The organism is Shinella sp. 838 (assembly GCF_029623935.1).
GTDB lineage: Bacteria > Pseudomonadota > Alphaproteobacteria > Rhizobiales > Rhizobiaceae > Shinella.
In genome coordinates, this window is the sequence record NZ_JARSBQ010000011.1 from 95888 (window position 1) to 119388 (window position 23501).

Here is a 23501-nt window from a genome sequence, read left to right on the forward strand (position 1 = left end):
GTACGTTTCGGCCGAAAACGAAAGCGCCTCCTCCCGCCCGCATCGACACGTTACGCGATCCGTCCAGCGGCGGAAGGAGGTTTAGGATATGCGGGGTTTTGGGGGTGGGGAAAATCGAAGCGGATTTCGAGCGTTAAATTCCCGGTTTTCTCGGAAGTAGACCAAAAGGGCATCTCTTATTTCAATCTCAAAGCCGACTGATGGTATCTATTGACGATACGCCCTCGTAGTATATTATTCAATCTAGGCGTGCTTAATAAAGGGGGGGAGGCGTGAGCGGCAGGCAACGATCAGTTGTGACAATTTTTTTTATTATCATCTCTTTGTGCGCTGCGCTCATCATTGTCGGCGATTTTCTTGGACCGAACGCGAGCGTCCATCTGGTCGGTGCTGCAACTGAGGGCTTTAAAATAGGTGTTGCAGCTTTGGTTGGTGCACTTTCGGCAATACTGGGTGGAGGTACAACAAATGCTAAGTAGCCGAAGGATTTTGATAGTGCTCACAGTCGCCTTGTCTCCTAATAAAATTATAGCTGCGCCAAGTACAGCGGACTTTATGAACGCGATGACGGTATGTGGAGCTGGTTCCTCTGTGCAAATCGACGCAAATCTCAAAGGCTCCCTAAAATCATTATATGAAGGTGAAGCGACACAAGGAAAAGCTGTTCAGGATATAATTCCCAGCATAGCGAAGTATCTTCCGGATGGTGATAATTACAAACAGTATCTAGGCTGTATAAGTAATTTATTGGCAAGTTGATCGATGCGCTGGCTTATCCTCGCTCTTACTTTTATAATTCCATCCTTGATGGTAGTGCGGCAGGTGTCAGCTCAGATGCCTGATACAGAAGTTTTTATGGGCATGCTGACTGCATGTGCCAGCGGCGCATCCACCGAGTTTGACGCTGACCTCGTAGGCTCAATAAAAGGGCTCTATCAAGGGCAGCAAAGTAAAGGTTTCGCAAAACTTAAGACGCAAACCGGGTTTATGGAGCTTCTACCCGAGAAGGATAAACTCGAAGGCTACCGTCTATACACCGAATGCATTAAATCGATCGTCTCAAATCCCAGTGAAGGGCAAGCTGAAATCCAAAGAAATTTTCTTGATAGGTTTGATTTCACTACAACTATTGAGAAGGTAAGGGAGGTCTTTGGTGCCCCTGCAAAATTCATAGATGACGTTTATTGGTTTGAAGGAAAAGAGGTTGATTTTTTTGTAAGCCAAGGAAAGTCGGGGGAAATATCTTGGGTGGCGGTTTACGCAAGCGAGAAGCTCGACAAAGCACGAGTCCCGATGCTGAACATGGGGAGGGAGATTCGTGGGAATTATGAGTATTTTTACAATCTTGGTGATATAAAATTCCAAGATATGCCGGATCTTTGCGGTTCGGAAACTATCGGTGAGGGGCATGCTAGGTATGCTTTTAAGGTATCTGAGCCATGTTATTTTGGCAGGCCTGGAGGATACATGAATTATGTATTTGTCTTTCAGCCTGATTACTCTGAAGATGGTTGTGATGACAATTTTTTGGAATATAAAAAATACGATCAGTTTAAGTGCGATACTTCAAAGGCGCTATCACCAGTCTTGGTTTTGGTCTACTCGGATGATGATAAGGGTGCGCCCGACCAAGCTAATGCCCTTATGGAGTGGATTTACGGCTTTTGAAACTACGCTGAAAATCCTTGGATGTGATGTTTCCAAATTCATTCTTTACGCAAAAAAATATCAATAATTACTTACATTGTTCGAGCGCCCGCCGCAGTTTGAAAAAAACAGGATTCACTGCGAAAAGCGAGATTGATAATGATGACCTGAAGATTTTGCTTGAAGGTACAGTTGTTTTTCTGGCTTTGAGGAATGCACAATTAGCTAATTTGCAATAGTCCAAGCTCGGTTTGGGCCACCCCACTCCCTTTATTTCGTGCCCCTTCCAATCCCCAAAAAATCCCCGTATACCGCCCTCCGCAACGCGCCGGCGCATCCGGCCACTTACCCTCGCATACCACCCGCATTCGTTGGCGGGACTGGATAGGAGATTTTTGATGTCTGCACCCGTTTCCCTCACTTTCCCTGATGGTTCCGTCCGCGACTATCCCGCGGGCTCGACGGGCCGTGATGTGGCCGAGGCGATTTCCAAGTCGCTGGCCAAGAAGGCGATCGCCATTGCGCTCGATGGCGAGCTGCGCGATCTCTCCGAGACCGTTTCGAACGGCCGGATCGAGATCGTCACCCGCGAGGACGACCGCGCGCTGGAGCTGATCCGTCACGACGCCGCCCATGTGATGGCCGAGGCCGTGCAGGAGCTTTGGCCGGGCACGCAGGTGACCATCGGCCCGGTCATCGACAACGGCTTCTATTACGACTTTGCCAAGGACGAGCCCTTTACGCCCGACGATCTGCCGAAGATCGAAAAGCGCATGAAGGAGATCATCCAGCGCAACAAGCCCTTCACCCGGGAAGTGTGGTCGCGCGACAAGGCGAAGGAGGTTTTTGCTTCCAAGGGCGAAAAGTACAAGGTCGAGCTGGTCGATGCGATCCCCGAGGGGCAGGACCTGAAAATCTATTACCAGGGCGACTGGTTCGACCTGTGTCGCGGGCCGCACATGGCCGCGACCGGCCAGATCGGCACGGCCTTTAAGCTGATGAAGGTCGCGGGCGCCTATTGGCGCGGCGACAGCAACAATCCGATGCTGACGCGCATCTACGGCACCGCCTGGCGCACGCAGGAGGAGCTCGACACCTATCTCAACATCCTCGCCGAGGCCGAAAAGCGCGACCATCGCCGGCTCGGCCGCGAAATGGACCTGTTCCATTTCCAGGAGGAGGGACCGGGCGTCGTGTTCTGGCACGGCAAGGGCTGGCGCATGTTCCAGACGCTCGTCGCCTATATGCGCCGCCGGCTTGCCGGCACCTATGAAGAGGTGAACGCGCCGCAGGTGCTCGACAAGTCGCTGTGGGAAACCTCCGGCCACTGGGGCTGGTATCGCGACAACATGTTCAAGGTGACCGTTGCCGGCGACGAGACCGACGACGAGCGCGTCTTCGCGCTGAAGCCGATGAACTGCCCGGGGCATGTGCAGATCTTCAAGCATGGCTTGAAGTCCTATCGCGAACTGCCTGTGCGGCTTGCGGAATTCGGCAATGTGCATCGCTATGAACCCTCGGGTGCGCTGCACGGGCTGATGCGCGTGCGCGGCTTCACGCAGGACGATGCGCACGTTTTCTGCACCGACGAGCAGATGGCGGCGGAATGCCTGCGCATCAACGACCTCATCCTCTCGGTCTACAAGGATTTCGGGTTCGACGAGGTGGTCGTGAAGCTTTCGACCCGGCCGGAAAAGCGCGTCGGTTCCGATGCTTTGTGGGACCGGGCGGAAAGCGTCATGATGGACGTGCTGAAGGAGATCGAGGCGCAGTCCGGCGGGCGCATCAAGACCGGCATCCTGCCGGGTGAGGGCGCGTTCTACGGGCCGAAATTCGAATATACGCTGAAGGACGCCATCGGCCGCGAATGGCAGTGCGGCACCACGCAGGTCGACTTCAACCTGCCGGAACGCTTTGGCGCCTTCTATATCGACCAGAACTCCGACAAGACGCAGCCGGTGATGATCCACCGCGCCATCTGCGGCTCGATGGAGCGTTTCCTCGGCATTCTCATCGAGAACTTTGCCGGGCACATGCCGCTGTGGATCGCGCCGATGCAGGTGGTGGTGGCGACCATCACCTCGGAGGCGGACGACTATGGCCGCGAGGTGGCCGAAAAGCTGCGGGATGCCGGCCTGGTCGTCGAGACCGACTTCCGCAACGAGAAGATCAACTACAAGGTCCGCGAGCATTCGGTGACCAAGGTGCCGGTCATCGTCGTCTGCGGCAAGCGCGAGGCGGAGGAACGCTCCGTCAACATCCGCCGCCTCGGTTCGCAGAACCAGACGGCAATGTCGCTCGACGAGGCGATCGCGATGCTGTCGCTGGAGGCGACCCCACCGGACGTCAAGCGCAAGCTCGGCAAGGCGTGAGCCTTCCCGGCGATTGTCGGAAAACTGCAATAATCCCGTGCTATCAGGTGCGGGATTATCTTTTTGGGGACTGCCGTGCGGTTCAAGGAACTGTCCTACGCCAACGAAAACGATCCGCGCCTCAAACGATGGTTCATCCGCTCCATGGAAGGTCTTGCCGGTCGTAACCGCTACGCCCGGCTCTACGACATCTGGCGCAGCTCCATCGTCGGGCAGAGCGCGCGGGTGTTCGGCGACATGCTCGACCTCATCGATGTCGGGCTGCGCGTCGAGGGCTCCTGGCCGCCGCCGGACCTGCCCGAGGGGCCGGTCGTCATCGTCGCCAACCATCCCTTCGGCATCGGCGACGGCATCGCCGTCCTGGCGCTTGCCGAACAGCTCGGCCGGCCGTTCAAGGTGATGATCCACAACGACCTCCTGAAAGTGCCGGAAATGCAGCCCTATGCGCTGCCGGTCTCCTTCGAGGAGACGAAGGAGGCGCTGGCGCTCAACATGAAGACGCGTGCGGAGGCGGTGCGGCTCCTGAAGGAGGGCACGACGGTCATCGTGTTCCCGGCGGGGGGCGTTGCGACGGCAAAGAAGGTGTTCGGGCGGGCGGAGGACCTGCCGTGGAAGATGTTTCCGGCCAAGCTGATCCAGTCGGCCAAGGCGAATGTCATTCCCGTCTATTTCGAGGGGCAGAACGGGCGGCTCTTCCACCTCGTCAGCAAGGTCTCGCTGACGCTGCGCCTGTCGCTGCTGATCCGCGAGTTCCGCAAGCTTTCGGGCTCGACGATCGCTGCGCGCATCGGCGGCGTCATTGCCTGGGCGGAGCTGGATGCGGGCGACCGGAAGAACATTACCGCGCGGCTCTATGAGGCCGTGTTCGCGATGGCGCCGCGGCAGAAGCCGTTCTTGCGGCGCGCTGGTTAGTCCACGACGTCTTCCGCCGCCGCCTTCTGCTCGTTGGCGTTCTCGTCGAGCAGCACTTCCACATCCGTGTTGACGCCGGCCTTCACCGCGAAATCGCGCTGGTAGATGCGGTTCTTGTTGCGCGCGACGGCGATGTAGCTGCCTTCGGCCAGCACCAGCGTCGGAAACGCGCCGACGCTTTCGCTGACCGTGTCGCCCGAGGAGGTCAGGATCGACCAGGCCGTATCGGCGATCGCCTCGCCGCCGGGCTCGGAGACGAGTTTCAGCGTAAGCTTGGCGGCGCGGTGCTGGATGGTGGCGCGCGTCAGCTTGCCGGCCTCGACCTGGATGTCGGCGCGGATGACGGCGTTGACCGTGCCGTAGTCGGAAACGACGTGATAGGTGCCGGCATTGAGGCGCACGACGGAATTCGGCTTCACCTCGGCAACGACGAGGTTGCGCTCGCCGTCCTCGCGCACCTCGGCGGCGAAGATCGAGAAGCTGAGCTCCTTCGGCGGAATGCGCACGTCCGAACCGGAAACGGCGTTCAGCATGATGCCGCCGGCATCGAGCACCATGACCTGCTTGTCGACATCGCCCGTATCGGGAACGACCAGCTTCTTGGTGGCGCCGGCGCGGCCGAAGGCGACGTTGACGAAATATTCGCCCGGCACCAGCTGGAAGGCGGCCGAGCCGCCCTCGGAGGTGGCGAGCAGCGGCAGTTTGCCGTCGGCGCCGGGGATCGGCGAGAAGACGCGCCAGGTCAGCCCGTGCTGCATGGGGCTGCCGTCCCGGGTCAGAAGCGCCTCGCAGGTTACGTCCCGAAGGTTCGCCGGCGTCGCCTCGCCCGTCACGATCGGGTTGAACGAGGTGAGCTTGCCGCCCTTCATGGGCGTGGTGACCTGCGAAAAGCTGTCCAGCGCCTCCTGCGCGCGGGCCGGGGCGAGCGACAGGACAAGGCCGGCCACGGCAAGGCTCGCGACAAGGGCGGGAGGGAGGGGCATGCGCATGGGGACGGTTGACTTCCTGACTGTAAGGCTCCACTTGGAGACCCGGCTAATGGCATTTTCAAGGCCGCGTCGCGCGCCAAGGTATTGGAACTCCCTCCCGATGAAAACCGAAATCAAGCTGATCGATTATCTTTCGACCCGCCGGTCTATCCCCGCCTTCCAGATGAGCGAGCCGGGCCCCTCGAAGGGGGAGCTGGAGGCGATGCTGACGCTCGCCTCGCGCGTTCCGGATCACGGAAAGCTCGCCCCCTGGCGCTTCATCGTCTATCGCGGCGCGGAGCGCTGGCGCATCAGCGAGGCGCTTGCCAGGATCGCGATGGAGGACAAGCCGGACCTTTCCGAGGAGATGGTCAAGGTGGAGAACACGCGGCTCAGCCGCGCGCCGGTGGTGGTCGCCGTCGTCAGCCGCGCCGCGCCGCATTTCAAGATCCCGGAATGGGAGCAGGTGATGTCGGCCGGCGCCGTCTGCCTCAACCTCGTCATGGCGGCGAATGCCTACGGCTTTGCCTCCAACTGGCTGACCGAGTGGTACGCCTTCGACGAACGCGCCTATCCGATCCTCGGCGTTGCCGAGGGTGAGAAGGTCGCCGGCTTCATCCATATCGGCACGCCCACCGTGCCGCCGACCGAGCGGCCGCGGCCGGAGCTCGCCGAGATCGTCACATGGGTCGGCGATGACGCCTGACGCGCTGTTCTACGAGACGGCGGAAAACGCCCACGGCCTGAAACACGATCCGTTCAAGGCGATCGTCGCGCCACGCCCGATCGGCTGGATCGGCACCAAGGCGGCGGACGGGCGGCGCAACCTGGCGCCCTATTCGTTCTTCAACGCGGTGAGCGACAGGCCGAAGCTGGTGATGTTCTCCTCGAGCGGCCACAAGGACAGCGTGCGCAACATCGAGGAAACCGGCGTCTTCACCTGCTCGCTGGCCGGCCGGCATCTCGCCGAAGCGATGAATGCCAGCTCTGCGGCCGTGCCGCGAGGCGTCGACGAATTCGCGCTCGCCGGCCTTACGCCCGTCACCGGCCGCCTTGTCGATGCGCCCTATGTCGGCGAGGCCCATGCAGCGCTGGAATGCCGGATGACGCAGTCCTTCCGCCCTGTCGATACCGATGGGCGGGAGACGGACAACTGGGTGGTGTTCGGCCAGGTGGTCGGCATCCATATCAGCCCGGAAATCCTGCGCGACGGCATGATCGACATGGCCGCCGCGCGCCCGCTCGCCCGCATGGGCTATATGGATTATAGCGACGGCGGAGCGGATGTCTTTGCCATGATGCGGCCCAAGGTGGGGTGAGGCCTGAGCCTCAGCGGCTGCGGCCGTAAATCGTCCCGATCGGCGCAACTTGTGCCGTATCGACCGCGAAACCACCGAAGAAGCCCTCGTCTCGTGAGTGTTCGCAGGCCCGTTCCAGTGCTGCTCCCGTCAGAACCGGAAACGAATCAAAGGCAGGAACGCCGGCGACAGCGGCGGTGAGAAGGGTTGCGGCGCGGGCTGCGGCGAAGGGGGCGATCCATTCGTCTGATGCGGTGAGGGCACAGGTTGCGCCGAGGGTGCGCTTCAGCGCGCGCTGGTCCCAAACCAGGGCGGCAAGCCGCATGGTTTTGCCCGCAACGCCCTCGCGCGAGACGGGGGCGGGCAGAATGCCGTCGGTGATCGCCAGGACGGGGGTGGTGCCGTCCCCCCGGCCTTCCTCGGCTTCTGCGACGGACAGGAGGGCGGCGAGGCGCTGGAGGTCGGCGCCGGTTCGCCAGCCGGCGAGGGCGATGGCGGCAGCGCCGCTACCGATGATGTAGCGGAGGGTTGCGAGATCGATCGTCGTATCGACGATGACGATGTTGCCTTTTGTCTGTGAGTCGCCGGCGCGCACCAGTACGCCGCACCCTTTGGGAGGGGGGAAGGGCGTTTCGGTCGCTTCGAAAAGGGCGTGGGGCAGCGGTACCATGTCTTTTCATAGGGCTTCGCGCCTGGGAATGGCAATGACGAACCGGTTAACGGGTATGGTGAACCAATCTTAAACACTTTGGCGCTAGCGTGTTTCCAGTAGCGTTTTGCAGGCGTTTGGGGCGTCCATTGATCGTTCATGCTTTTCTCCGTTGGGTCGAGACCGCACGGGCAGCCGACCGGGCCAAGGCGGCCAGCGTGTTGGCGCGGGCTTACGCACGGGCGCGCATTTCGGCGGATGACCGCCACGGCGCGGAGATGGCCATGATCTTCCTGCTTGACGATCCGGCGCCGAAGGTACGGCTGGCCCTCGCGGAAGCGCTTGCCGACTGCGAGGAGGCGCCGCGCGCCGTCATCCTGCCGCTGGCGGAAGACCAGCCGGAAATCGCCGCCCATATCATCCTGCGTTCGTCGGTGCTGACGGATGCCGACCTTGTCGATCTCGCTGCCAAGGGCAGCGCGACGACGCGTATGCTGATCGCCCATCGTGCTTTTGTCTCGCGCGCCGTTTCGGCGGCGCTGGCGGAAATCGGCGATGGGGCCGACGTGCTGGCGCTGCTGGAGAACGAGGGCGCCGTGCTCTCCCGGCGCAGCCTGACGCGCATCGTGGACCGCCTCGGCGACGATGCGGAAATCCGTGCCTTGCTGCTCGACCGCGACGACCTGCCGAGCGATGCGCGCCATGCGCTGGTGGAGAAGATCGGCACGGCGCTGGCCGGTTTCGGACTCATCCAGGCGGCGGTCGGCACGAGCCGTGTCGAGCGCATCACGCGCGAGGCCTGCGATGTCGCGACGATCGGTATGGCCGGCGAGGTCCCGGCTGCCGAGATGCCAGCACTTGTCGAGCACCTGCGCCTGACCGGCCGGCTGACGCCGGTCTTCCTGATGCACGCGCTCTGCACGGGGCGAGTCGAGTTCTTTGCGGCCGCCATCACCGATCTCTCCGGCCAGGCGGAGCGGCGCGTCCGCTCCATTCTTTCCGACGGCCGCGAGGCGGCAGTGCGTGCCCTCTACGAGACCGCCGGCCTCGGCCGGGACGTCAGCGCACTCTTTGCAGAGGCGACGATGCTCTGGCGGCGCGAGGCGAAGGGCGAGGACGACGGGCCGTCGGTTTCCGAACGCCTGCTCTCCCGAGCCCGCGCGGCGGACGATGCCGCCTGCCAGTCCATGCTGGAACTCGTCGAGCGGCTGGCCATCGCCGAGCAGCGCCAGACGGCGCGCAGCTACGCCCTCATCGCCGCACGCGAAGCGGCTTAGGCCAGGGCGGTATTCGAAAAATCCCCGGCGTATTTCCGCAGTTCCCTGAACTGGGAATTGTTATAACCAATTGTTTTTACGCAGTTAATGACGAAAATTCGCCTGAAATTTTTGCTGGAATCGCTCTAATCGGCGAAGCGCTTGACCACCCAGGAATAACCATCCTCGGCGTAACGCACCGGGGTGGTGACGGCGGTCTTCAGGGCGGCCTTGTCGGGAATGGCCTGCTTCACGAAGTTCAGGGCGCGGGTAGCAAGGCCCTGCTTGGCCTCGGCGGTCTGGGCGGGCACAGGAACCTCGGCCGTGGTCGCGGCAGGCATCTCGTCGGGTGACGGTTCGGCAGCATCGGCGGTGATCCGATCGCCGGAACTTTCGCAAACCGCCACGATGACCGGATAGTTCTTGTCCTGGTGGCGGTTGATAAAGGTTTCGGCCTGCGCATCACACAGCGCCACGGTCTGCCAGCTCTTGCCGACCGTGTCGATATAGTGGCACTGGGTCGCGCTGTCGTCGCAGCCCATGATCGTCATGACGATGAGCGCAGCTTTCATGGCCGTCCTTTCCGGGTTTGTTCCTGACGGTTAGAGGAACGCATTGCCGCGAAAATATGGCGCCGCAACCTCAGATGTCGAGATTGTCGGCGAAGACGGCCCGTTCCTGGATGAAGCGGAAGCGGGCTTCCGGCTTGGTGCCCATCAGGTCGTCCACGGCGGTGCGGGTGCCCTCGAAATCGACGTCGTCGATCGCCACTTTCAAAAGCGTGCGCTTCGACGGATCCATCGTGGTTTCCTTGAGCTGCGCCGGCAGCATCTCGCCGAGGCCCTTGAAGCGGCCGATCTCCACCTTGCCGCGGCCGTTGAACACGGTGCGCATCAGTTCCTCGCGATGCGGGTCGTCGCGGGCATAGAGCGTCTTGCCGCCCTGGCTGAGGCGGTAAAGCGGCGGCACGGCGAGATAGAGATGGCCGCCACGGATGAGGTCGGGCATTTCCTGATAGAAGAAGGTGATGAGCAGCGAGGCGATGTGCGCACCGTCGACGTCGGCGTCGGTCATCACGATGACGCGCTCATAGCGCAGGTCGTCCTCGCGGTATTTCGAACGCGTGCCGCAGCCGAGCGCCTGCACCAGGTCGGAGATCTGCTGGTTGGCGCCGAGTTTTTCGCGGCCGGCGCTGGCGACGTTGAGGATCTTGCCGCGGAGCGGGAGGATCGCCTGGTTGGCGCGGTTGCGCGCCTGCTTGGCCGAGCCGCCGGCCGAATCGCCTTCGACGATGAAGAGTTCGGCGCCTTCGGCGGAATTCTGCGAGCAGTCGGCCAGCTTTCCCGGCAGGCGCAGCTTGCGCACGGCGGTCTTGCGGCTGACTTCCTTTTCCTTGCGGCGGCGCAGGCGCTCTTCGGCACGCTCGATCACCCAGTCGAGCAGCTTTGCGGCTTCGCCCGGATTGTCGGCGAGATAGTGGTCGAAGGGGTCGCGCAGCGCGTTCTCGACGATGCGCTGGGCTTCGACGCTGGCAAGCTTGTCCTTCGTCTGGCCGACGAATTCCGGCTCGCGGATGAAGACGGAGAGCATGCCGACGGCCGAGATCATCACGTCGTCGGTGGTGATGGCGGCGGCACGCTTGTTCTGCGTCAGCTCGGCATAATTCTTCAGGCCCTTGGTGAGCGCGATGCGCAGGCCCGCCTCGTGCGTGCCGCCGTCGGCCGTCGGAATCGTGTTGCAGTAGGAGTGGATCAGCGAATCGCCGCCGTACCAGGTGACGGCCCATTCCAGCGAGCCGTGGCCGCCCGATTTCTCGCTCTTGCCCGCAAAGATCTCGCGGGTGACGGTGTAGTCCTTGCCGAGCGTCGCCTGGAGATAGTCCTTGAGGCCTCCGGGGAAGTGGAAGACCGCCTTTTCCGGCGTTTCCGAACCCTCGGGCAGCAGCGACGGGTCGCAGCTCCAGCGGATCTCGACGCCGCCGAAGAGATAGGCCTTGGACCGGGCCATGCGGAAGACGCGGGCCGGATCGAAATGGGCGTGTGCGCCAAAAATTTCCGGGTCTGGATGGAAGCGCACCTTGGTGCCGCGGCGGTTGTGCACGTCGCCGAGCTCCTCCAGGCCGCCGACCGGCTTGCCGCGCGAAAAGCGCTGGCGGTAGAGCTTCTTGTTGCGGGCGACCTCGACCTCGAGATGGTCGGAGAGGGCGTTGACGACCGAGACGCCGACGCCGTGCAGGCCGCCCGAGGTCTCGTAGGCCTTGCCGTCGAACTTGCCACCGGCATGCAGGACCGTGAGGATGACCTCCAGCGTCGACTTGCCCGGCATCTGGGGATGGTTCTCGACCGGGATGCCGCGGCCGTTGTCGGTGACGGACAGGTAGCCTTCGGCATCGAGATTGACCTCGATGAAATTGGCGTGGCCGGCGACGGCCTCGTCCATCGAGTTGTCGATGACTTCGGCGAAGAGGTGGTGCAGCGCCTTCTCGTCCGTGCCGCCGATATACATGCCGGGGCGCATGCGGACCGGTTCGAGACCTTCCAGCACGCGGATCGCCGAGGCGTCGTAGCCGCCGGTGCCTTCGCTCGGCGGGGCAGGGCGCGCCTCGCGGGCAGGGGCGGCCGCCGCAGCGGGCTTTTCGACCGGCGGCGTGGCTGGCTGGGAGGGCATGTTGGCGAAGAGGTCGTTGCTGTCGTCTTGCATGGGCCGTTCAGATTTTGTTCCGTTTGCCAGTTTCGCCGCCGGTCCGTGACGGACCGGGGTCTGGCGCAAAAAATGTCGTTTAGCGAATCACTTGCGACTCTGCCAGATTCCGTGGGCTTTCGCGATGCCGGCACGGCGTGCCGCCCCGTCCGTCTTCGGCCGCATTCGTGCGATGCCGGATGGTCTGACCGGCCTCAAGGATGCGCCAAGCCGCGCCAACCGCTGGCGGAGGATTGCGTTGCGGGCGGGCGGATGGCAAGTATCGCAGCCTCCAGGGAGCCACAGTTCATGCGTCAGTCCACAGTTCATTGCCTTTCCCGGCTGTTTTTGGCCGCGGCCCTTGCCTGCTCGATGACCGGCGAGGCGGCGGCGCTGAGCCTGAAGCCCTGGAAAGACGACCTGTTCGGCTACGGCACCGTTGTGGAGACGAGCGACGACGGGGCGCTCACGGTCGTCGACTACCAGGAACTGCGCGACATCAACGGTCGTGACCAGGTGCCGGAGCGCCGGGTGAAGGCGGCCTATGTCTCGACCGCGGTGAAGAAGGCGCAGAAGAATGTGACGATCGACACGCCGGCCGGGCCGATCGACGTCGCGATGACCGGCAAGGGGGAGGGCGCGGCCTTCACGGTCATCTTCATCCACGGCCGCGGCGGCGACCGGCGGCTCGGCAACAACGACTGGAATTTCGGCGGCAATTTCAACCGGCTGAAGAACCTCGCCCTGCAGAATGGCGGGGTCTATTACGCCCCGAGCGTTCCCTCCTTCGACGACAAGGGCGCCGCGCGCATCTCCGGCCTCATCCTGACGGCCAAGGCGCTGTCGCCGGATGCCCCGGTCATCCTCGCCTGCGCGTCGATGGGCAGCTTCATCTGCGCCCGCGTGGCGCGCGATCCGGCGGCGGTGAAAAGCCTTGCCGGCATGGTGCTGATGGGCGGGGCGGCGGACGGCGACTACGGCAAGACGCCGGCCTTCAAGGCGAAGCTGCCGGTGTTCTTCACCCATGGCGACAGCGACAGCGTCTATGCCGCAAACGACCAGATCGCGGTGTTCCGCCGGCTGCGCAAGGCCGGTGTGCCGGCGCGCTTCGTGCTGTTCCAGACCGGCGGCCACGGCACGCCCGTGCGCATGACCGACTGGCGCGAGACGCTCAACTGGTTGTTTGCGCAATAGGCGCCGATTTGCTACGCCGCAAACCACGCGAATTTCAAGGACAGGGAGGTCTCATGACACCGGATGTAACCCCGCTCGTTGCCGGGAACTGGAAGATGAACGGCACGCGCGCATCGCTCGACCAGATCAAGGCGATGGCCGAAGGCGTGAAGGGGCCGCTTTCCGACAAGGTCGAGACGCTGATCTGCCCGCCGGCGACGCTGCTCTATGTCGCGACGGCGCTCTGCGACGACAGTCCGCTGATGATCGGCGCGCAGGACTGCCACGAAAAGGCCTCCGGCGCCCATACCGGCGACGTCTCGGCGGAAATGATCGCCGACTGCTTCGGCACCCATGTCATCGTCGGCCATTCCGAGCGCCGCACCGACCACAAGGAAAGCGACGCTTTGGTGCGGGCCAAGGCGGAGATCGCCTATGCGAACGACCTCGTCGCGATCATCTGCATCGGCGAGACCGGCGACGAGCGCAAGGCGGGCAAGACGCTCGACGTGCTGAAGACGCAGCTTGCAGCCTCCGTGCCGGATGGCGCAACGGCAGAAAACACCGTGATCGCCTATGAGCCCGTCTGGGCGATCGGCACCGGCCTGACGCCGACGGCCGGTGACGTCGAGGAAGCGCACGCCTTCATGCGCGCGGAGCTGGCTGGCCGTTTTGCCGGCGAGGGCACCAAGATGCGCATCCTCTATGGCGGCTCGGTGAAGCCGGGCAATGCACAGGAACTGATGGGCGTCGCCAATGTCGACGGCGCGCTGATCGGCGGGGCGAGCTTGAAATCCGACGATTTCCTCGCCATCTACCGCGCATACGAAGCGCTGACCGCCTGATCCCTTCCGTCGGCCCGAAAAGGGCAGACGGATCGACACCTAGGGCTTGGAATGGTGCGCGGCTTGGTATATTGAGCCGCAAACCTGACATTTGGGCCATCTGGCCGGGATACCGAAAACATGCAGACCATCTTGCTCGTCATCTATCTCATGGTCGTCGTCGCGCTGATCGGCGTCGTGCTGATCCAGCGGTCTGAAGGCGGCGGCCTCGGCATCGGTGGCGGCTCCGGCTTCATGTCGGCGCGCGGCACGGCCAATGCCCTGACGCGCACCACGGCGATCCTTGCCACGCTGTTCTTCGTCCTGGCGCTCGGCATGGGCATCCTCGCCCGCTACGAGACGCAGCCGACGGACATTCTCGACCGTATCCCCGGCACCACGGGCACGGGCGGCGTTCTCGACGCGCTCGGCGGCGCATCGCAGGGCGAGGGCACCCAGAACAACAACACGACCAACCAGACGCCCGCGACGACCGGCACCGATGCCGTTCCGACCGAAGGCGGCGCAGCAACCGGCACCGGCAACACGTCCACGACGGGCACCGGCACGGGCGCTGCAACGGGCACGGAGCAGAACTCCGGCGTCCCGAGCGGCCAGTAAGCCGCAAGGACTGAAAACAAACCGGCCGGTTGGCGAAATCCAACCGGCCTTCTTCTTGTGTAAAACGCCGATTGCGCCTTCCGAAATCACACCCAAGGTGATTTTTCGGTGGCGGAATCGATTTTGAAAAGGTATCCGGTGACTCCCATGGCGCGATATGTATTCATCACAGGCGGCGTGGTTTCCTCCCTCGGAAAAGGCATTGCCGCCGCTGCACTCGGAGCTCTCCTGCAGGCCCGCGGTTACCGCGTTCGCCTGCGCAAGCTCGACCCCTATCTCAACGTTGACCCGGGCACGATGAGCCCGACCCAGCACGGCGAGGTGTTCGTCACCGACGACGGCGCGGAAACCGACCTCGACCTCGGCCACTACGAGCGCTTTACCGGTCGCTCGGCCACCAAGACCGACAACATCACCACCGGTCGCATCTACAAGAACATCATCGACAAGGAACGCCGCGGCGATTATCTCGGCGCGACCGTGCAGGTCATTCCGCACGTGACCAACGAGATCAAGAACTTCGTCACCGAAGGCAATGACGACTACGACTTCGTGATCTGCGAGATCGGCGGCACGGTGGGCGACATCGAGGCCATGCCCTTCATGGAGGCGATCCGCCAGCTCGGCAACGACCTGCCGCGCGGCACGGCCGTCTATGTCCACCTGACGCTGATGCCCTATATTCCGGCAGCCGGCGAGCTCAAGACCAAGCCGACGCAGCACTCCGTCAAGGAATTGCAGGCGATGGGCATCCATCCGGATATCCTTCTGGTGCGTGCCGACCGCGAAATCCCGGAAGCCGAGCGCAAGAAGCTCTCGCTGTTCTGCAACGTTCGTGCGACTGCCGTCATCCAGGCGCTCGACGTCGCGTCGATTTACGACGTGCCGCTTGCCTACCACAAGGAAGGCCTGGACGACGAAGTGCTTGCCGCCTTCGGCATCGAGCCGGCGCCCAAGCCGCGGCTTGAAGCCTGGCAGAACGTCTCCGATCGCATCAAGACGCCCGAGGGCGAGGTGACGATCGCCATCGTCGGCAAGTATACCGGCCTCAAGGACGCCTACAAGTCGCTGATCGAGGCGCTGTATCACGGCGGCATCGCCAACCACGTCAAGGTGAAGCTTGAATGGATCGAGTCGGAAGTCTTCGAGAAGGAGGATCCGGCGCCGTATCTCGAGAAGGTGCACGGCATCCTCGTTCCCGGCGGTTTCGGCGAGCGCGGATCGGAAGGCAAGATCAATGCGGCGCGTTTTGCCCGCGAGCGCAAGGTGCCCTATTTCGGCATCTGCTTCGGCATGCAGATGGCGGTCGTGGAAGCGGCACGCAATCTTGCCGGTCTCGAAAAGGCCTCGTCCACGGAATTCGGCAAGACGGCTGAACCCGTCGTCGGCCTGATGACGGAATGGGTGAAGGGCAACGAGCTGGAGAAGCGGTCGGCTTCCGGCGATCTCGGCGGCACGATGCGCCTCGGCGCCTATCGCGCGGCGCTGAAGGGCGGCACGAAGATCGCCGATATCTACGGTTCGACGGAGATTTCCGAGCGCCACCGCCACCGCTACGAGGTGAATGTCGACTACAAGGACCGGCTCGAAGGCTGCGGCCTTGTCTTCTCCGGCATGTCGCCGGATGGCGTGCTGCCGGAGACGGTGGAGTATCCCGACCATCCGTGGTTCATCGGTGTGCAGTACCATCCGGAGCTGAAGAGCCGGCCGCTCGATCCGCATCCGCTCTTCGCAAGCTTCGTGGAAGCAGCCCTGGAGCAGAGCCGCCTCGTCTAGGCAGCATGCAAGCCTCTCCTTCCCGGTCGGCTCAAGTCCGAGGGTGCCGACGGGAGAGGCAGGCTTCCAACATTATGAAAAAAGCCCGGCATTTCTGCCGGGCTTTTTGTCATTCGGCCGCCTGGACGAGGGCGTCGATCCCGTCGTCGGGATCCTCGCCGGCGAGGATCCGCTGGCCGATCCCGACGGTGATTGCCGCACTGACGCTGGCGGCGACGGAGACCCAGAAGCCGTTCTGGGCACCGAAATTGTCCACCGCCCAGCCGGCGACGAACGCGCCCAGCGCCATGCCGATGCCGATGCCGGTCGTGACCCAGGTGATGCCCTCCGTCAGCATGGCGGCCGGCACGCGACGCTCGATGAGGCCGAAGGCGGTGATGAAGGTGGGCGAGATGGCGACACCGCTGACGAAGACAGCCAAGGCGAGCAGCGGCACCGTATCGGCGAAGGGCAGCGGCAAGGCTGTGAGCGCCAGCACGGCGACGGCGATCATCAGCTGCTTCTGCAGCGCCATCTTCGGGTTCAGGGCACCGAGCACGAGGCCGACGACGAAGGAGCCGATGGCATAGACGCCGATGACGAGGCTGGCGGCATTCGGCTGGCCGAGTTCCTTGGTGATGGCGACGGCGCTGACCTCGGCGGTCGCGAAGGTCGAGCCGACGAAGACGAGGGCGAGCGTGATGACCTGGACGGCGCGCAGGCGGATCGCCGATTTTTGCGGGGGGCTGCCGGCGACATGGCGTATGGCGGGCTCGGTGGCGCGCTGCAGGACGAAGGCGAGCGTGCCGACGGCGAGGAAGGCGGTGCTGATCAGCATGCCGGCCTCGGGGAAGAGGGCGACGGCAAGGCCGACGGAGAGCGACGCGCCGGCGATGTAGACCAGCTCGTCGGCCGCCGATTCGAAGGCGAAGGCGGTGTTGAGCTCGGGCCTGTCGCGAAAGATCTCGGTCCAGCGGGCGCGCAGCATGGCCGGCATGCTGGGCATGGTGGCGGCGAGGAAGGCGGAGGCAAAGAGCGTCCAGACCGGCCAGCCCTGGTGCGTGGCGGCTATCAGCGCGAGAAAGGCGAGGACGGAGACGATGGTCGCGGGCGTCAGCACCGCGGCCTGGCCGAAGCGGTCGACGAGGCGGGAGACCTGCGGCGCGATGAGCGCGTTGGTGAGCGCGAAGGTGGCGGAGACGGCGCCGGCAAGCCAGTATTCGCCATGGGTCTGCGAGAGCATGGCGACGATGCCGATCGGCGCCATGGCGATGGGAAGGCGGGCGAGGAAGCCGGCGGCGGAGAACGTCTTGGTTCCCGGCACGCTGAAAATTTCTTTGTAGGGGTTGGACATGGCCTGCTCCTGGGAATGGGCGGTTCCGATATTTACATACGCGGCGTATGTTGAAGAGATAGTTGCATACGACGCGTATGTCAAATAAAATACGCGGCGTATGTGAATGAGGAGGCGCCATGCGCAAGCCGCGTGAGGAAATGATCGCCGAAACAAGGGCAAAGCTGATCGCCGCCGGCCGCCAGGCGTTCGGCACGGTGGGCTACGCCGCTGCGTCGATGGACGACTTCACCGCGGGGGCGGGGCTGACACGCGGCGCACTCTACCACCATTTCGGTGACAAGAAGGGACTTCTGCAGGCAGTGGTCCAGCAGGTCGATGCGGAAATGTCGGTCCGGCTCAACCGGATCTCGGCCGAGGCGCCGAACCGCTGGCAGGGCTTCGTCGAGGAATGCGTCGCCTATATCGAGATGGCGCTGGAGCCGGAAATCCAGCGCATCATGTTCCGCGACGGACCGGCGGTGCTCGGCGACATCTCGCAATGGCCGACCAACAACGGCTGCATCGCCGCCCTCAGCCGCAGCATCGAGCGACTGAAGGCCGACAGGGTGATGGCGGACATAGACACGGAGGCCGCCGCCCGGCTGATCAACGGGGCGAGCAGCCATGCCGCGCTGTGGATCGCCAAGTCGGACGATCCGGAGGAAACCTCGAAGCGCGCGGTCAAGGGGTTCCGGACGCTGCTCGAGGGGCTGCGGATCAAGGGCTGAGGGTCGCTCACGGCCCCGCCGGCGCTTCCTTCAGCTCGCAGGCCGTCGTGCCGATCGTCATCGTGTTGCCGCGCCAGTCGATGGCGCCGCCGATCCAGGCGCGCAGCCAGATGGCCGACATCATGACGTCGCGCACCATCATCGCCGGCACGGACCAGCGTGACAGCCGCCAGCCCTTGGAACGCGCAAGGGCAGCCTCCGGCAGATAGAGGCCGGCGAGCACAAGCGACATGGCGGGCAGCAGCGGCGCGCCGCCGACGAGCACCGCGGCAAGCGCGAGAAGCAGCGGCGGGACGGCGCCGAGCAGGATTTCCGGGCTGAAGAAGGCGGGGAAGGTGACCCGGCGCAGGCGCGACCAGCGGCACTGGCGCGACCAGACCTCCTGTCCGCTGCGCCGCCCCAGCGGCTGCTCGAAGGGCGAGGAGACGAGGTGCACCTTGAGGCCAAGCCGGCTGACGAGCTTGGTCGAGGCGGCGTCCTCGGCGATCTCGGCGTTCAGCGCCTGGATGCCGCCATTGGCATCGAGCATCGGCTTGTACCACAGCATGCTCTTGCCCTGCGCAAAGCCGAGGCCGAGCGCCTCGCCGGCATATTGCCAGCGCGCCTGCTGGGTGTTGAGGAACATGCATTCCACCTCGGCCCAGAACCCTTCCGGCCGCGAGCCGAGCGGCGTCGAGCAGACGAGGCCCGAATCGCTGCGCCAGCCGCCCATCAGGTGCTGGATGTAGTCGGGCGGCATCAGGACGTTCGAATCGGCGAGCACCACCCAGTCGTGCCGCGCCGCCTGCCAGCCCTTGACGCAGTTGTTGAGTTTTGGATTGGCGCTGACGCGATCGTCGCCGACGAGGACGCGCGCGGCGACATGCGGATAGGCCGCGGCGGCGGCCTCTATCAGCGGCACGACGGGATCGCTGCCATGGGCGACGCAGAACAGCAGCTCGTAGTCCGGCCAGGTGAGGCGGAAGGCGCGGTCCAGCGTCTCCGTGGAGAAGTTCTCGATCCCGCGCACGGGAACGACGATGGAGACGGGCGGTTTTTCGTCGATCTCGGGCGGCAGTTCGCCTGTCGGTTTCAGCCGCTTGCCGGCGATGAGGATGCTGAAGAGGTTGGTGGCGACGAGGGCGCCCGAGGCAAGGGCCAGGGCCTGAGCCGTATCCATTCACGCGTACTCCGCTGGGCGCCGGATCAGGATGCGGCCGCCGGGGTGCATTCACGCGCGAAGAGACACCATCGTCACATGACAGGGGAATGACGGGCGGTGCGATGGCTCCAGCGGCGCCGTGCCCGCCGCTCCGCAGACCGCCCCGGCCTGGGCCGGACCGTATGCGGCATTGTCATTCTTCCCTTCTCCCCCGTGGGGAGAAGGGAGATGTGGCAACGGCTTCCTTCCCTGTGCGACAACCTTCTTGCCCGGGACGAGGACGGCGGTTGCCGGGGGTTACGACAGGAAATCGGCGGTCGTGGTGACCTTGCCGTAGCCGAACTCCAGCGCCGACATGATGGTGGCATGCACCAGGGGAGCCGGGACGACCGAATCACCGAAGGCCTTGTCGCGCGTGGCGCAGGCGTCGTGCACGACGGTGAGGTTGTAGCCGAGATCGGCGGCGGCGCGCGCCGTCGCGTCGATGCAGACGTCGCTCATCGCGCCGACGACCACCACATCCTCGATGCCGCCGTCCCGCAGGGTCTGGTGCAGCGCCGTCTCCCGGAAGGAGTTCGGATAGTTCTTGACGATGACCGTGTCGTCCTGCCGCGGCGCGACGGCCGGGATCGGCTGGATGCCGTCCGTGCCCGGGGCGAAGAGCGGCGAGGCGGCGTCCTTCGCGATGTGGTGGACATGGATGATCCGGTCACCCTTGCCGCGCCCCGCCTCGACGACGCGCGCGGCATTGGCGGCGGCGGCATCGATGCCCGTCAGCGCGAAGCTGCCGGAGGAAAGATAGTCCTTCTGTAGATCGACGATGATGATGGCGCGTTTGCTCATGGCGGTTCCTTTTTGCAGGCGATGGATGATGTGGACATTCTGCCCCCGGCCTGCCATCTCTCGCCATTGGCGGGACCGACATAATCCGGGGTGAAAGTGACATGGTGCGTGACGCCGAGATCGGACTGGTTCTCTATCCCGGCGTGCAGATGGCCGCCGTGCTCGGCATGACCGACCTCTTCCAGTCGGCGATGGAGCTCGGCCGCAAGAAGGGACGGGCAGGGCCCGCGCTCACCGTCAGCCATTGGCGGCTGGAAGACGGCAAGCCGGTGCGGGTGGACGCGCAGGCAGGGAGCGGCGACGGGTCGCGCCCCTGTGTCCTCGTGCTTCCCCCGGCGCTCGGCGATCCGATCCGGCGCGAGGAGGCGGCGCCCTTTGCCGCCTGGCTGCGCGAATGCCATGCAGGCGGCATCCAGCTCGCCTCGATCTGCGCGGGCGCCTTCCTTCTGGGCGAGACGGGGCTTCTCGCCGGCAGGACGATCACCACCAACTGGGTGATCGCCGAGACGTTCGAACGGCGGTTTCCCGACGTCACCGTCGATACCGACCGACTGCTCGCCGACGACGGCGACATCGTCACGGCCGGCGGCGTGATGGCCTGGGTCGATCTCGGGCTGAAACTCATCGACCGTTTCCTCGGGCCGACGGTCATGCTGGAGATCGCCCGGCAGTTCGTCATCGATCCGCCGGGCCGCGAGCAGCGCTACTACAGCACCTTCTCGCCGCGCCTGCTGCATGGTGATGCGGCGATCCTGAAGGTGCAGCATTTCCTGCAGGCAAGCGAGGCGCGCGAGATCGGCCTCGACCTGCTCGCCGCGCAGGCCGGGCTGGAGGAGCGCACCTTCCTGCGGCGCTTCCGAAGAGCGACAGGGCTGACGACGACGGATTATTGCCAGCGCCTGAGAGTGGCGAAGGCGCAGGAGCACCTGCAATTCACCACGCGCTCCGTCGACCGCGTGGCGCTCGACGTCGGCTACAACGATCCCGGCGCCTTCCGGAAAGTCTTCGCCCGCATCGTCGGGCTGACGCCGGGTGAGTACCGCAAGCGGTTCCGCTCCTGACCTATCGGGGACGGGCACGGTTGCGCACGACGGTGACGGTGCAGGGGGCGTGGGCGGCGACTTCGCCGGACACGCTGCCGAGCATGGAGCGCATGGCCGATTCGGCGCGCGCGCCCATCACGATGTGATCGACGTGGTTTTCGCGGGCATAGTCGAGGATGGCGTCGGCCGGCGAGACGGCCTCCAGCACGTGGAAGGTGATGCCGCCGCCGGGAACGGCAAGGCCCGTCGACCAGGTGCGCAATGCGACGAGACGCATCACGTGCTTGTTGCGGCCCTCCTCGTCGAGGGACGTGTCGATGGCGATTCGGTTGATCTTCAGGACGTTGATGCAGGCAATGCGGGCGTCCGGCGTGTTCTCGATGATGCGGGCGACGGTCCTGTGCATGGCGTCGGCAAGATCGGGCGTGCCGGCGGCAAGGTCGATCGCCACCGCGACGATCGGCGCATTGGCGAGCTGCGCCTCGGCGGTCTGCGGCCTGACGGTTTCTATGGGCACCGGATTGAAGCGGCGGCGCAACACCATCCCGAACGGGTCGCGCGTCATCTTCTCAGCCCGGGCCGTCAGCTTGACGGCGGACAGGTCCTGCAGGTCGAGCGCGAGCTGGGCGGCGCTCGGATAGCGCCAGGCGGGGTTGACCTCCAGGCAACGCAGGATGACCTCCTGCAAGGCCGGCGGGATGGCGGCATTGCGGGCGCGCGGCGGCAGCGGGTCGCGCCAGAGGCGGCGCTTCAGGCCCTTCAGGCGCTGCGGATCGCCGAAGGGACGCTCGCCGGTCGCAAAGAAGTAGAGAAGGACGCCGAGCGCGAAGAGGTCGCTGCGAAAATCGCTGCGGGTGCCGAGTACCTGTTCGGGCGCCATATAGGGCGCGGTGCCGTAGGGCAGGCGGAACTGCTCGTCCATCAGGTCGGGCAGGTGGATGTGGCGGGCAAGGCCGTAGTCGATCAGCACCGCCTCGCCGGTTTCGCGGAACATGACGTTGGAAGGTTTCAGGTCGAGATGCACGATGTGCTGGCGGTGCAGCGAATCGAGTGCGACGGCGATCTTCGCGCCAAGCGCGGCAACCTCCTCCGGCGGCAGCGGCAGGCGCTCCAGCAGCGGATAGAGCGAGGCGCCGGGCAGGCGCTCCATGACGATGTAGGGCAGTGTCGAAAAATCGCCATTGGCGACGAAGCGTGGCACATGCGGGCCGGACAGGCGCGGCAGGATCATCTGCTCCATCTCGAAGCCGACAATGGCCGCCGGGTCGTCGCCTTCGCCGATGACCGGCACCTTCATGAGGATCGGGAAGTCGATATCGGGCCGCGACACCTGCCAGATGCGCGCCATGCCGCCATTGTGCGCGATGTCCTCGATCAGGAAACCGTCGATGACATCGCCGGGTTTCAGCCGCGCCTTGACCATCAGCGCCCCCGCAAGAGCCGGTCGGCGAGCGAGGCCGGCAACCCGGCCGCCCGGATCTTCTCCGCCGCCCGTTCCACGTCATAGGCGGCGCGCTGGAAGCGAAGCTCGGCACGTTGCGTGTCGTAGAGCGCGTAGGCGGCCGCGGCATCGCCGTCGCGCGGCTGGCCGACGGAACCCATCACCGCGAGCCAGCGGCGTTGCATCAGCAACGGCACGGGCGTGGCGGCGACGGGGCGAAAATGCGTGACCTTGCCACCCGGCGCCGTGGAATAGAGCGCCGGCTTGTGCACATGGCCGCAGAAGCTGACACGCGCGGCACAGGCGGAAAGGTGCTGGCCGGCATCGCTGGCATCGAGCACATAGTTCCAGTCGGACGGCGCGCTGGCATCGGCATGGACGAAGAGACAGTCGCCCTCGCGCGCCTCGAAGGGCAGGGCGGCGAGGAAGGCGCGGGTGTCGCTACCGAGCTGGCGGCGCGTCCATTCGAGGGCGAGGGTGGCGGTCGGATTCATCGACACGGCGGGATTGCCGACGGCCTCGTCATGGTTGCCGCGCAGCACGATGGCGCCGCCTGCGGCAAGCATCATCGCCTGTTCCGCGCACCATTCCGGATCCGCGCCGTAGCCGACGATGTCGCCGAGCAGCACGAGCCGGTCGGCCCCCGCGCCCTCGACGGCGGCGAGCACAGCTTCGAAGGCTTCGCGGTTGGCGTGGATATCGGAGAGGATGGCAAGCAGCATGGCAGTCCGGTTTCATCAATGTCCGGCGAGCATAACCCGCCTTTCCGTCTCCAGCCATTCAACGGAAGGGGAATATCGGCCGGCCGGACTGGC

The 23501-nt window shown here is 64.3% G+C and carries 23 protein-coding genes; 14 read left to right on the top strand and 9 right to left on the bottom strand.

Going from position 1 to position 23501, the window contains the following annotated elements:
* Nucleotides 1-272 precede the first annotated feature (272 nt).
* The 5 genes from P9A16_RS26040 (at nt 273) to P9A16_RS26060 (ending at nt 4931) form a co-directional block, all read left to right on the top strand.
* The gene (locus tag P9A16_RS26040; RefSeq protein ID WP_156031960.1) at nt 273-479 is read left to right on the top strand and encodes a hypothetical protein; all 207 of its coding nucleotides are present in this window, start codon (nt 273-275) and stop codon (nt 477-479) included.
* 16 nt (nt 480-495) lie between these two features.
* On the top strand, nt 496-759 hold the full coding sequence (locus P9A16_RS26045; protein WP_156031962.1) for a hypothetical protein: 264 nt from the start codon (nt 496-498) through the stop codon (nt 757-759).
* A 3-nt stretch (nt 760-762) separates the two neighbouring features.
* Nucleotides 763-1668: a hypothetical protein gene (locus tag P9A16_RS26050; RefSeq protein WP_023517615.1), complete on the top strand. Its 906-nt coding sequence runs from the start codon at nt 763-765 to the stop codon at nt 1666-1668.
* Between the two features lie 377 nt (nt 1669-2045).
* Nucleotides 2046-4019 (top strand): threonine--tRNA ligase, encoded by a 1974-nt coding sequence (thrS, locus tag P9A16_RS26055; RefSeq protein WP_023515098.1) that lies wholly within the window; start codon nt 2046-2048, stop codon nt 4017-4019.
* Nucleotides 4020-4094: 75 nt separating this feature from the next.
* Entirely contained in the window at nt 4095-4931 is an 837-nt protein-coding gene (locus P9A16_RS26060; RefSeq protein ID WP_023515097.1) for a lysophospholipid acyltransferase family protein, read from the top strand.
* On the opposite strand, the gene P9A16_RS26065 is transcribed toward P9A16_RS26060, so the two are convergent.
* Nucleotides 4928-5920: a hypothetical protein gene (locus tag P9A16_RS26065; RefSeq protein ID WP_050743896.1), complete on the bottom strand. Its 993-nt coding sequence runs from the start codon at nt 5918-5920 to the stop codon at nt 4928-4930. The two genes, P9A16_RS26060 and P9A16_RS26065, sit on opposite strands and share 4 nt — an antisense overlap.
* Nucleotides 5921-6020: 100 nt before the next feature.
* Here P9A16_RS26065 and P9A16_RS26070 point away from each other — a divergent pair, with 100 nt between their 5' ends.
* Together P9A16_RS26070 and P9A16_RS26075 are read left to right on the top strand one after the other, a co-directional pair.
* Nucleotides 6021-6605, top strand: a complete 585-nt coding sequence (locus tag P9A16_RS26070; protein WP_024270689.1) for a nitroreductase family protein — start codon at nt 6021-6023, stop codon at nt 6603-6605.
* 4 nt (nt 6606-6609) lie between these two features.
* Nucleotides 6610-7218, top strand: a complete 609-nt coding sequence (locus tag P9A16_RS26075) for a flavin reductase family protein (protein WP_037407666.1) — start codon at nt 6610-6612, stop codon at nt 7216-7218.
* 10 nt (nt 7219-7228) lie between these two features.
* On the opposite strand, the gene P9A16_RS26080 is transcribed toward P9A16_RS26075, so the two are convergent.
* Nucleotides 7229-7867 carry a hypothetical protein gene (locus P9A16_RS26080; protein ID WP_023515153.1) on the bottom strand — a complete coding sequence of 213 codons (639 nt, stop codon included), beginning with the start codon at nt 7865-7867 and terminating at the stop codon, nt 7229-7231.
* A gap of 128 nt (nt 7868-7995) precedes the next feature.
* On the opposite strand from P9A16_RS26080, the gene P9A16_RS26085 reads away from it, so the two are divergent.
* Complete coding sequence (locus tag P9A16_RS26085) at nt 7996-9123, top strand: DUF2336 domain-containing protein (protein ID WP_037407658.1); 1128 nt, start codon at nt 7996-7998, stop codon at nt 9121-9123.
* Nucleotides 9124-9248: 125 nt separating this feature from the next.
* Here P9A16_RS26085 and P9A16_RS26090 read toward each other — a convergent pair whose 3' ends face one another.
* The gene (locus tag P9A16_RS26090) at nt 9249-9674 is read right to left on the bottom strand and encodes a hypothetical protein (RefSeq protein WP_023515155.1); all 426 of its coding nucleotides are present in this window, start codon (nt 9672-9674) and stop codon (nt 9249-9251) included.
* Nucleotides 9675-9744: 70 nt separating this feature from the next.
* A complete protein-coding gene (gene parE / locus P9A16_RS26095) occupies nt 9745-11802 on the bottom strand; it encodes a DNA topoisomerase IV subunit B (RefSeq protein WP_024270690.1) in 2058 nt (685 codons plus the stop codon).
* Between the two features lie 288 nt (nt 11803-12090).
* On the opposite strand from parE, the gene P9A16_RS26100 reads away from it, so the two are divergent.
* The 4 genes from P9A16_RS26100 to P9A16_RS26115 all read left to right on the top strand — a co-directional run bounded on the left by P9A16_RS26100 (nt 12091) and on the right by P9A16_RS26115 (nt 16175).
* Nucleotides 12091-12975, top strand: coding sequence for an alpha/beta hydrolase (locus P9A16_RS26100; RefSeq protein ID WP_023514371.1), 885 nt, complete (start codon nt 12091-12093; stop codon nt 12973-12975).
* A 53-nt stretch (nt 12976-13028) separates the two neighbouring features.
* Complete coding sequence (tpiA, locus tag P9A16_RS26105) at nt 13029-13799, top strand: triose-phosphate isomerase (protein WP_023514370.1); 771 nt, start codon at nt 13029-13031, stop codon at nt 13797-13799.
* A gap of 120 nt (nt 13800-13919) precedes the next feature.
* Nucleotides 13920-14399 (top strand): preprotein translocase subunit SecG, encoded by a 480-nt coding sequence (secG, locus tag P9A16_RS26110; RefSeq protein WP_023514369.1) that lies wholly within the window; start codon nt 13920-13922, stop codon nt 14397-14399.
* A gap of 147 nt (nt 14400-14546) precedes the next feature.
* Nucleotides 14547-16175 (top strand): CTP synthase, encoded by a 1629-nt coding sequence (locus tag P9A16_RS26115; RefSeq protein ID WP_037407662.1) that lies wholly within the window; start codon nt 14547-14549, stop codon nt 16173-16175.
* Nucleotides 16176-16284: 109 nt separating this feature from the next.
* Here the strand turns inward: P9A16_RS26115 and P9A16_RS26120 are convergent, their stop codons facing one another.
* Complete coding sequence (locus P9A16_RS26120) at nt 16285-17508, bottom strand: MFS transporter (protein ID WP_023514367.1); 1224 nt, start codon at nt 17506-17508, stop codon at nt 16285-16287.
* Between the two features lie 119 nt (nt 17509-17627).
* Here P9A16_RS26120 and P9A16_RS26125 point away from each other — a divergent pair, with 119 nt between their 5' ends.
* Complete coding sequence (locus P9A16_RS26125; protein ID WP_023514366.1) at nt 17628-18218, top strand: TetR/AcrR family transcriptional regulator; 591 nt, start codon at nt 17628-17630, stop codon at nt 18216-18218.
* A gap of 7 nt (nt 18219-18225) precedes the next feature.
* Here the strand turns inward: P9A16_RS26125 and P9A16_RS26130 are convergent, their stop codons facing one another.
* A complete protein-coding gene (locus P9A16_RS26130; RefSeq protein WP_278026035.1) occupies nt 18226-19377 on the bottom strand; it encodes a ceramide glucosyltransferase in 1152 nt (383 codons plus the stop codon).
* A 279-nt stretch (nt 19378-19656) separates the two neighbouring features.
* A complete protein-coding gene (locus P9A16_RS26135) occupies nt 19657-20202 on the bottom strand; it encodes a cysteine hydrolase family protein (RefSeq protein WP_023514364.1) in 546 nt (181 codons plus the stop codon).
* A gap of 101 nt (nt 20203-20303) precedes the next feature.
* Between P9A16_RS26135 and P9A16_RS26140 the strand changes: the two genes are divergently transcribed.
* Nucleotides 20304-21263, top strand: coding sequence for a GlxA family transcriptional regulator (locus P9A16_RS26140; protein WP_023514363.1), 960 nt, complete (start codon nt 20304-20306; stop codon nt 21261-21263).
* Nucleotide 21264: 1 nt separating this feature from the next.
* On the opposite strand, the gene P9A16_RS26145 is transcribed toward P9A16_RS26140, so the two are convergent.
* Both P9A16_RS26145 and P9A16_RS26150 read right to left on the bottom strand, forming a co-directional pair.
* A complete protein-coding gene (locus P9A16_RS26145) occupies nt 21265-22668 on the bottom strand; it encodes a serine/threonine protein kinase (protein WP_023514362.1) in 1404 nt (467 codons plus the stop codon).
* Nucleotides 22668-23408, bottom strand: coding sequence for a metallophosphoesterase family protein (locus P9A16_RS26150; RefSeq protein WP_024270691.1), 741 nt, complete (start codon nt 23406-23408; stop codon nt 22668-22670). The genes P9A16_RS26145 and P9A16_RS26150 overlap by 1 nt, the downstream gene beginning before the upstream one ends.
* Between the last annotated feature and the right edge of the window lie 93 nt (nt 23409-23501).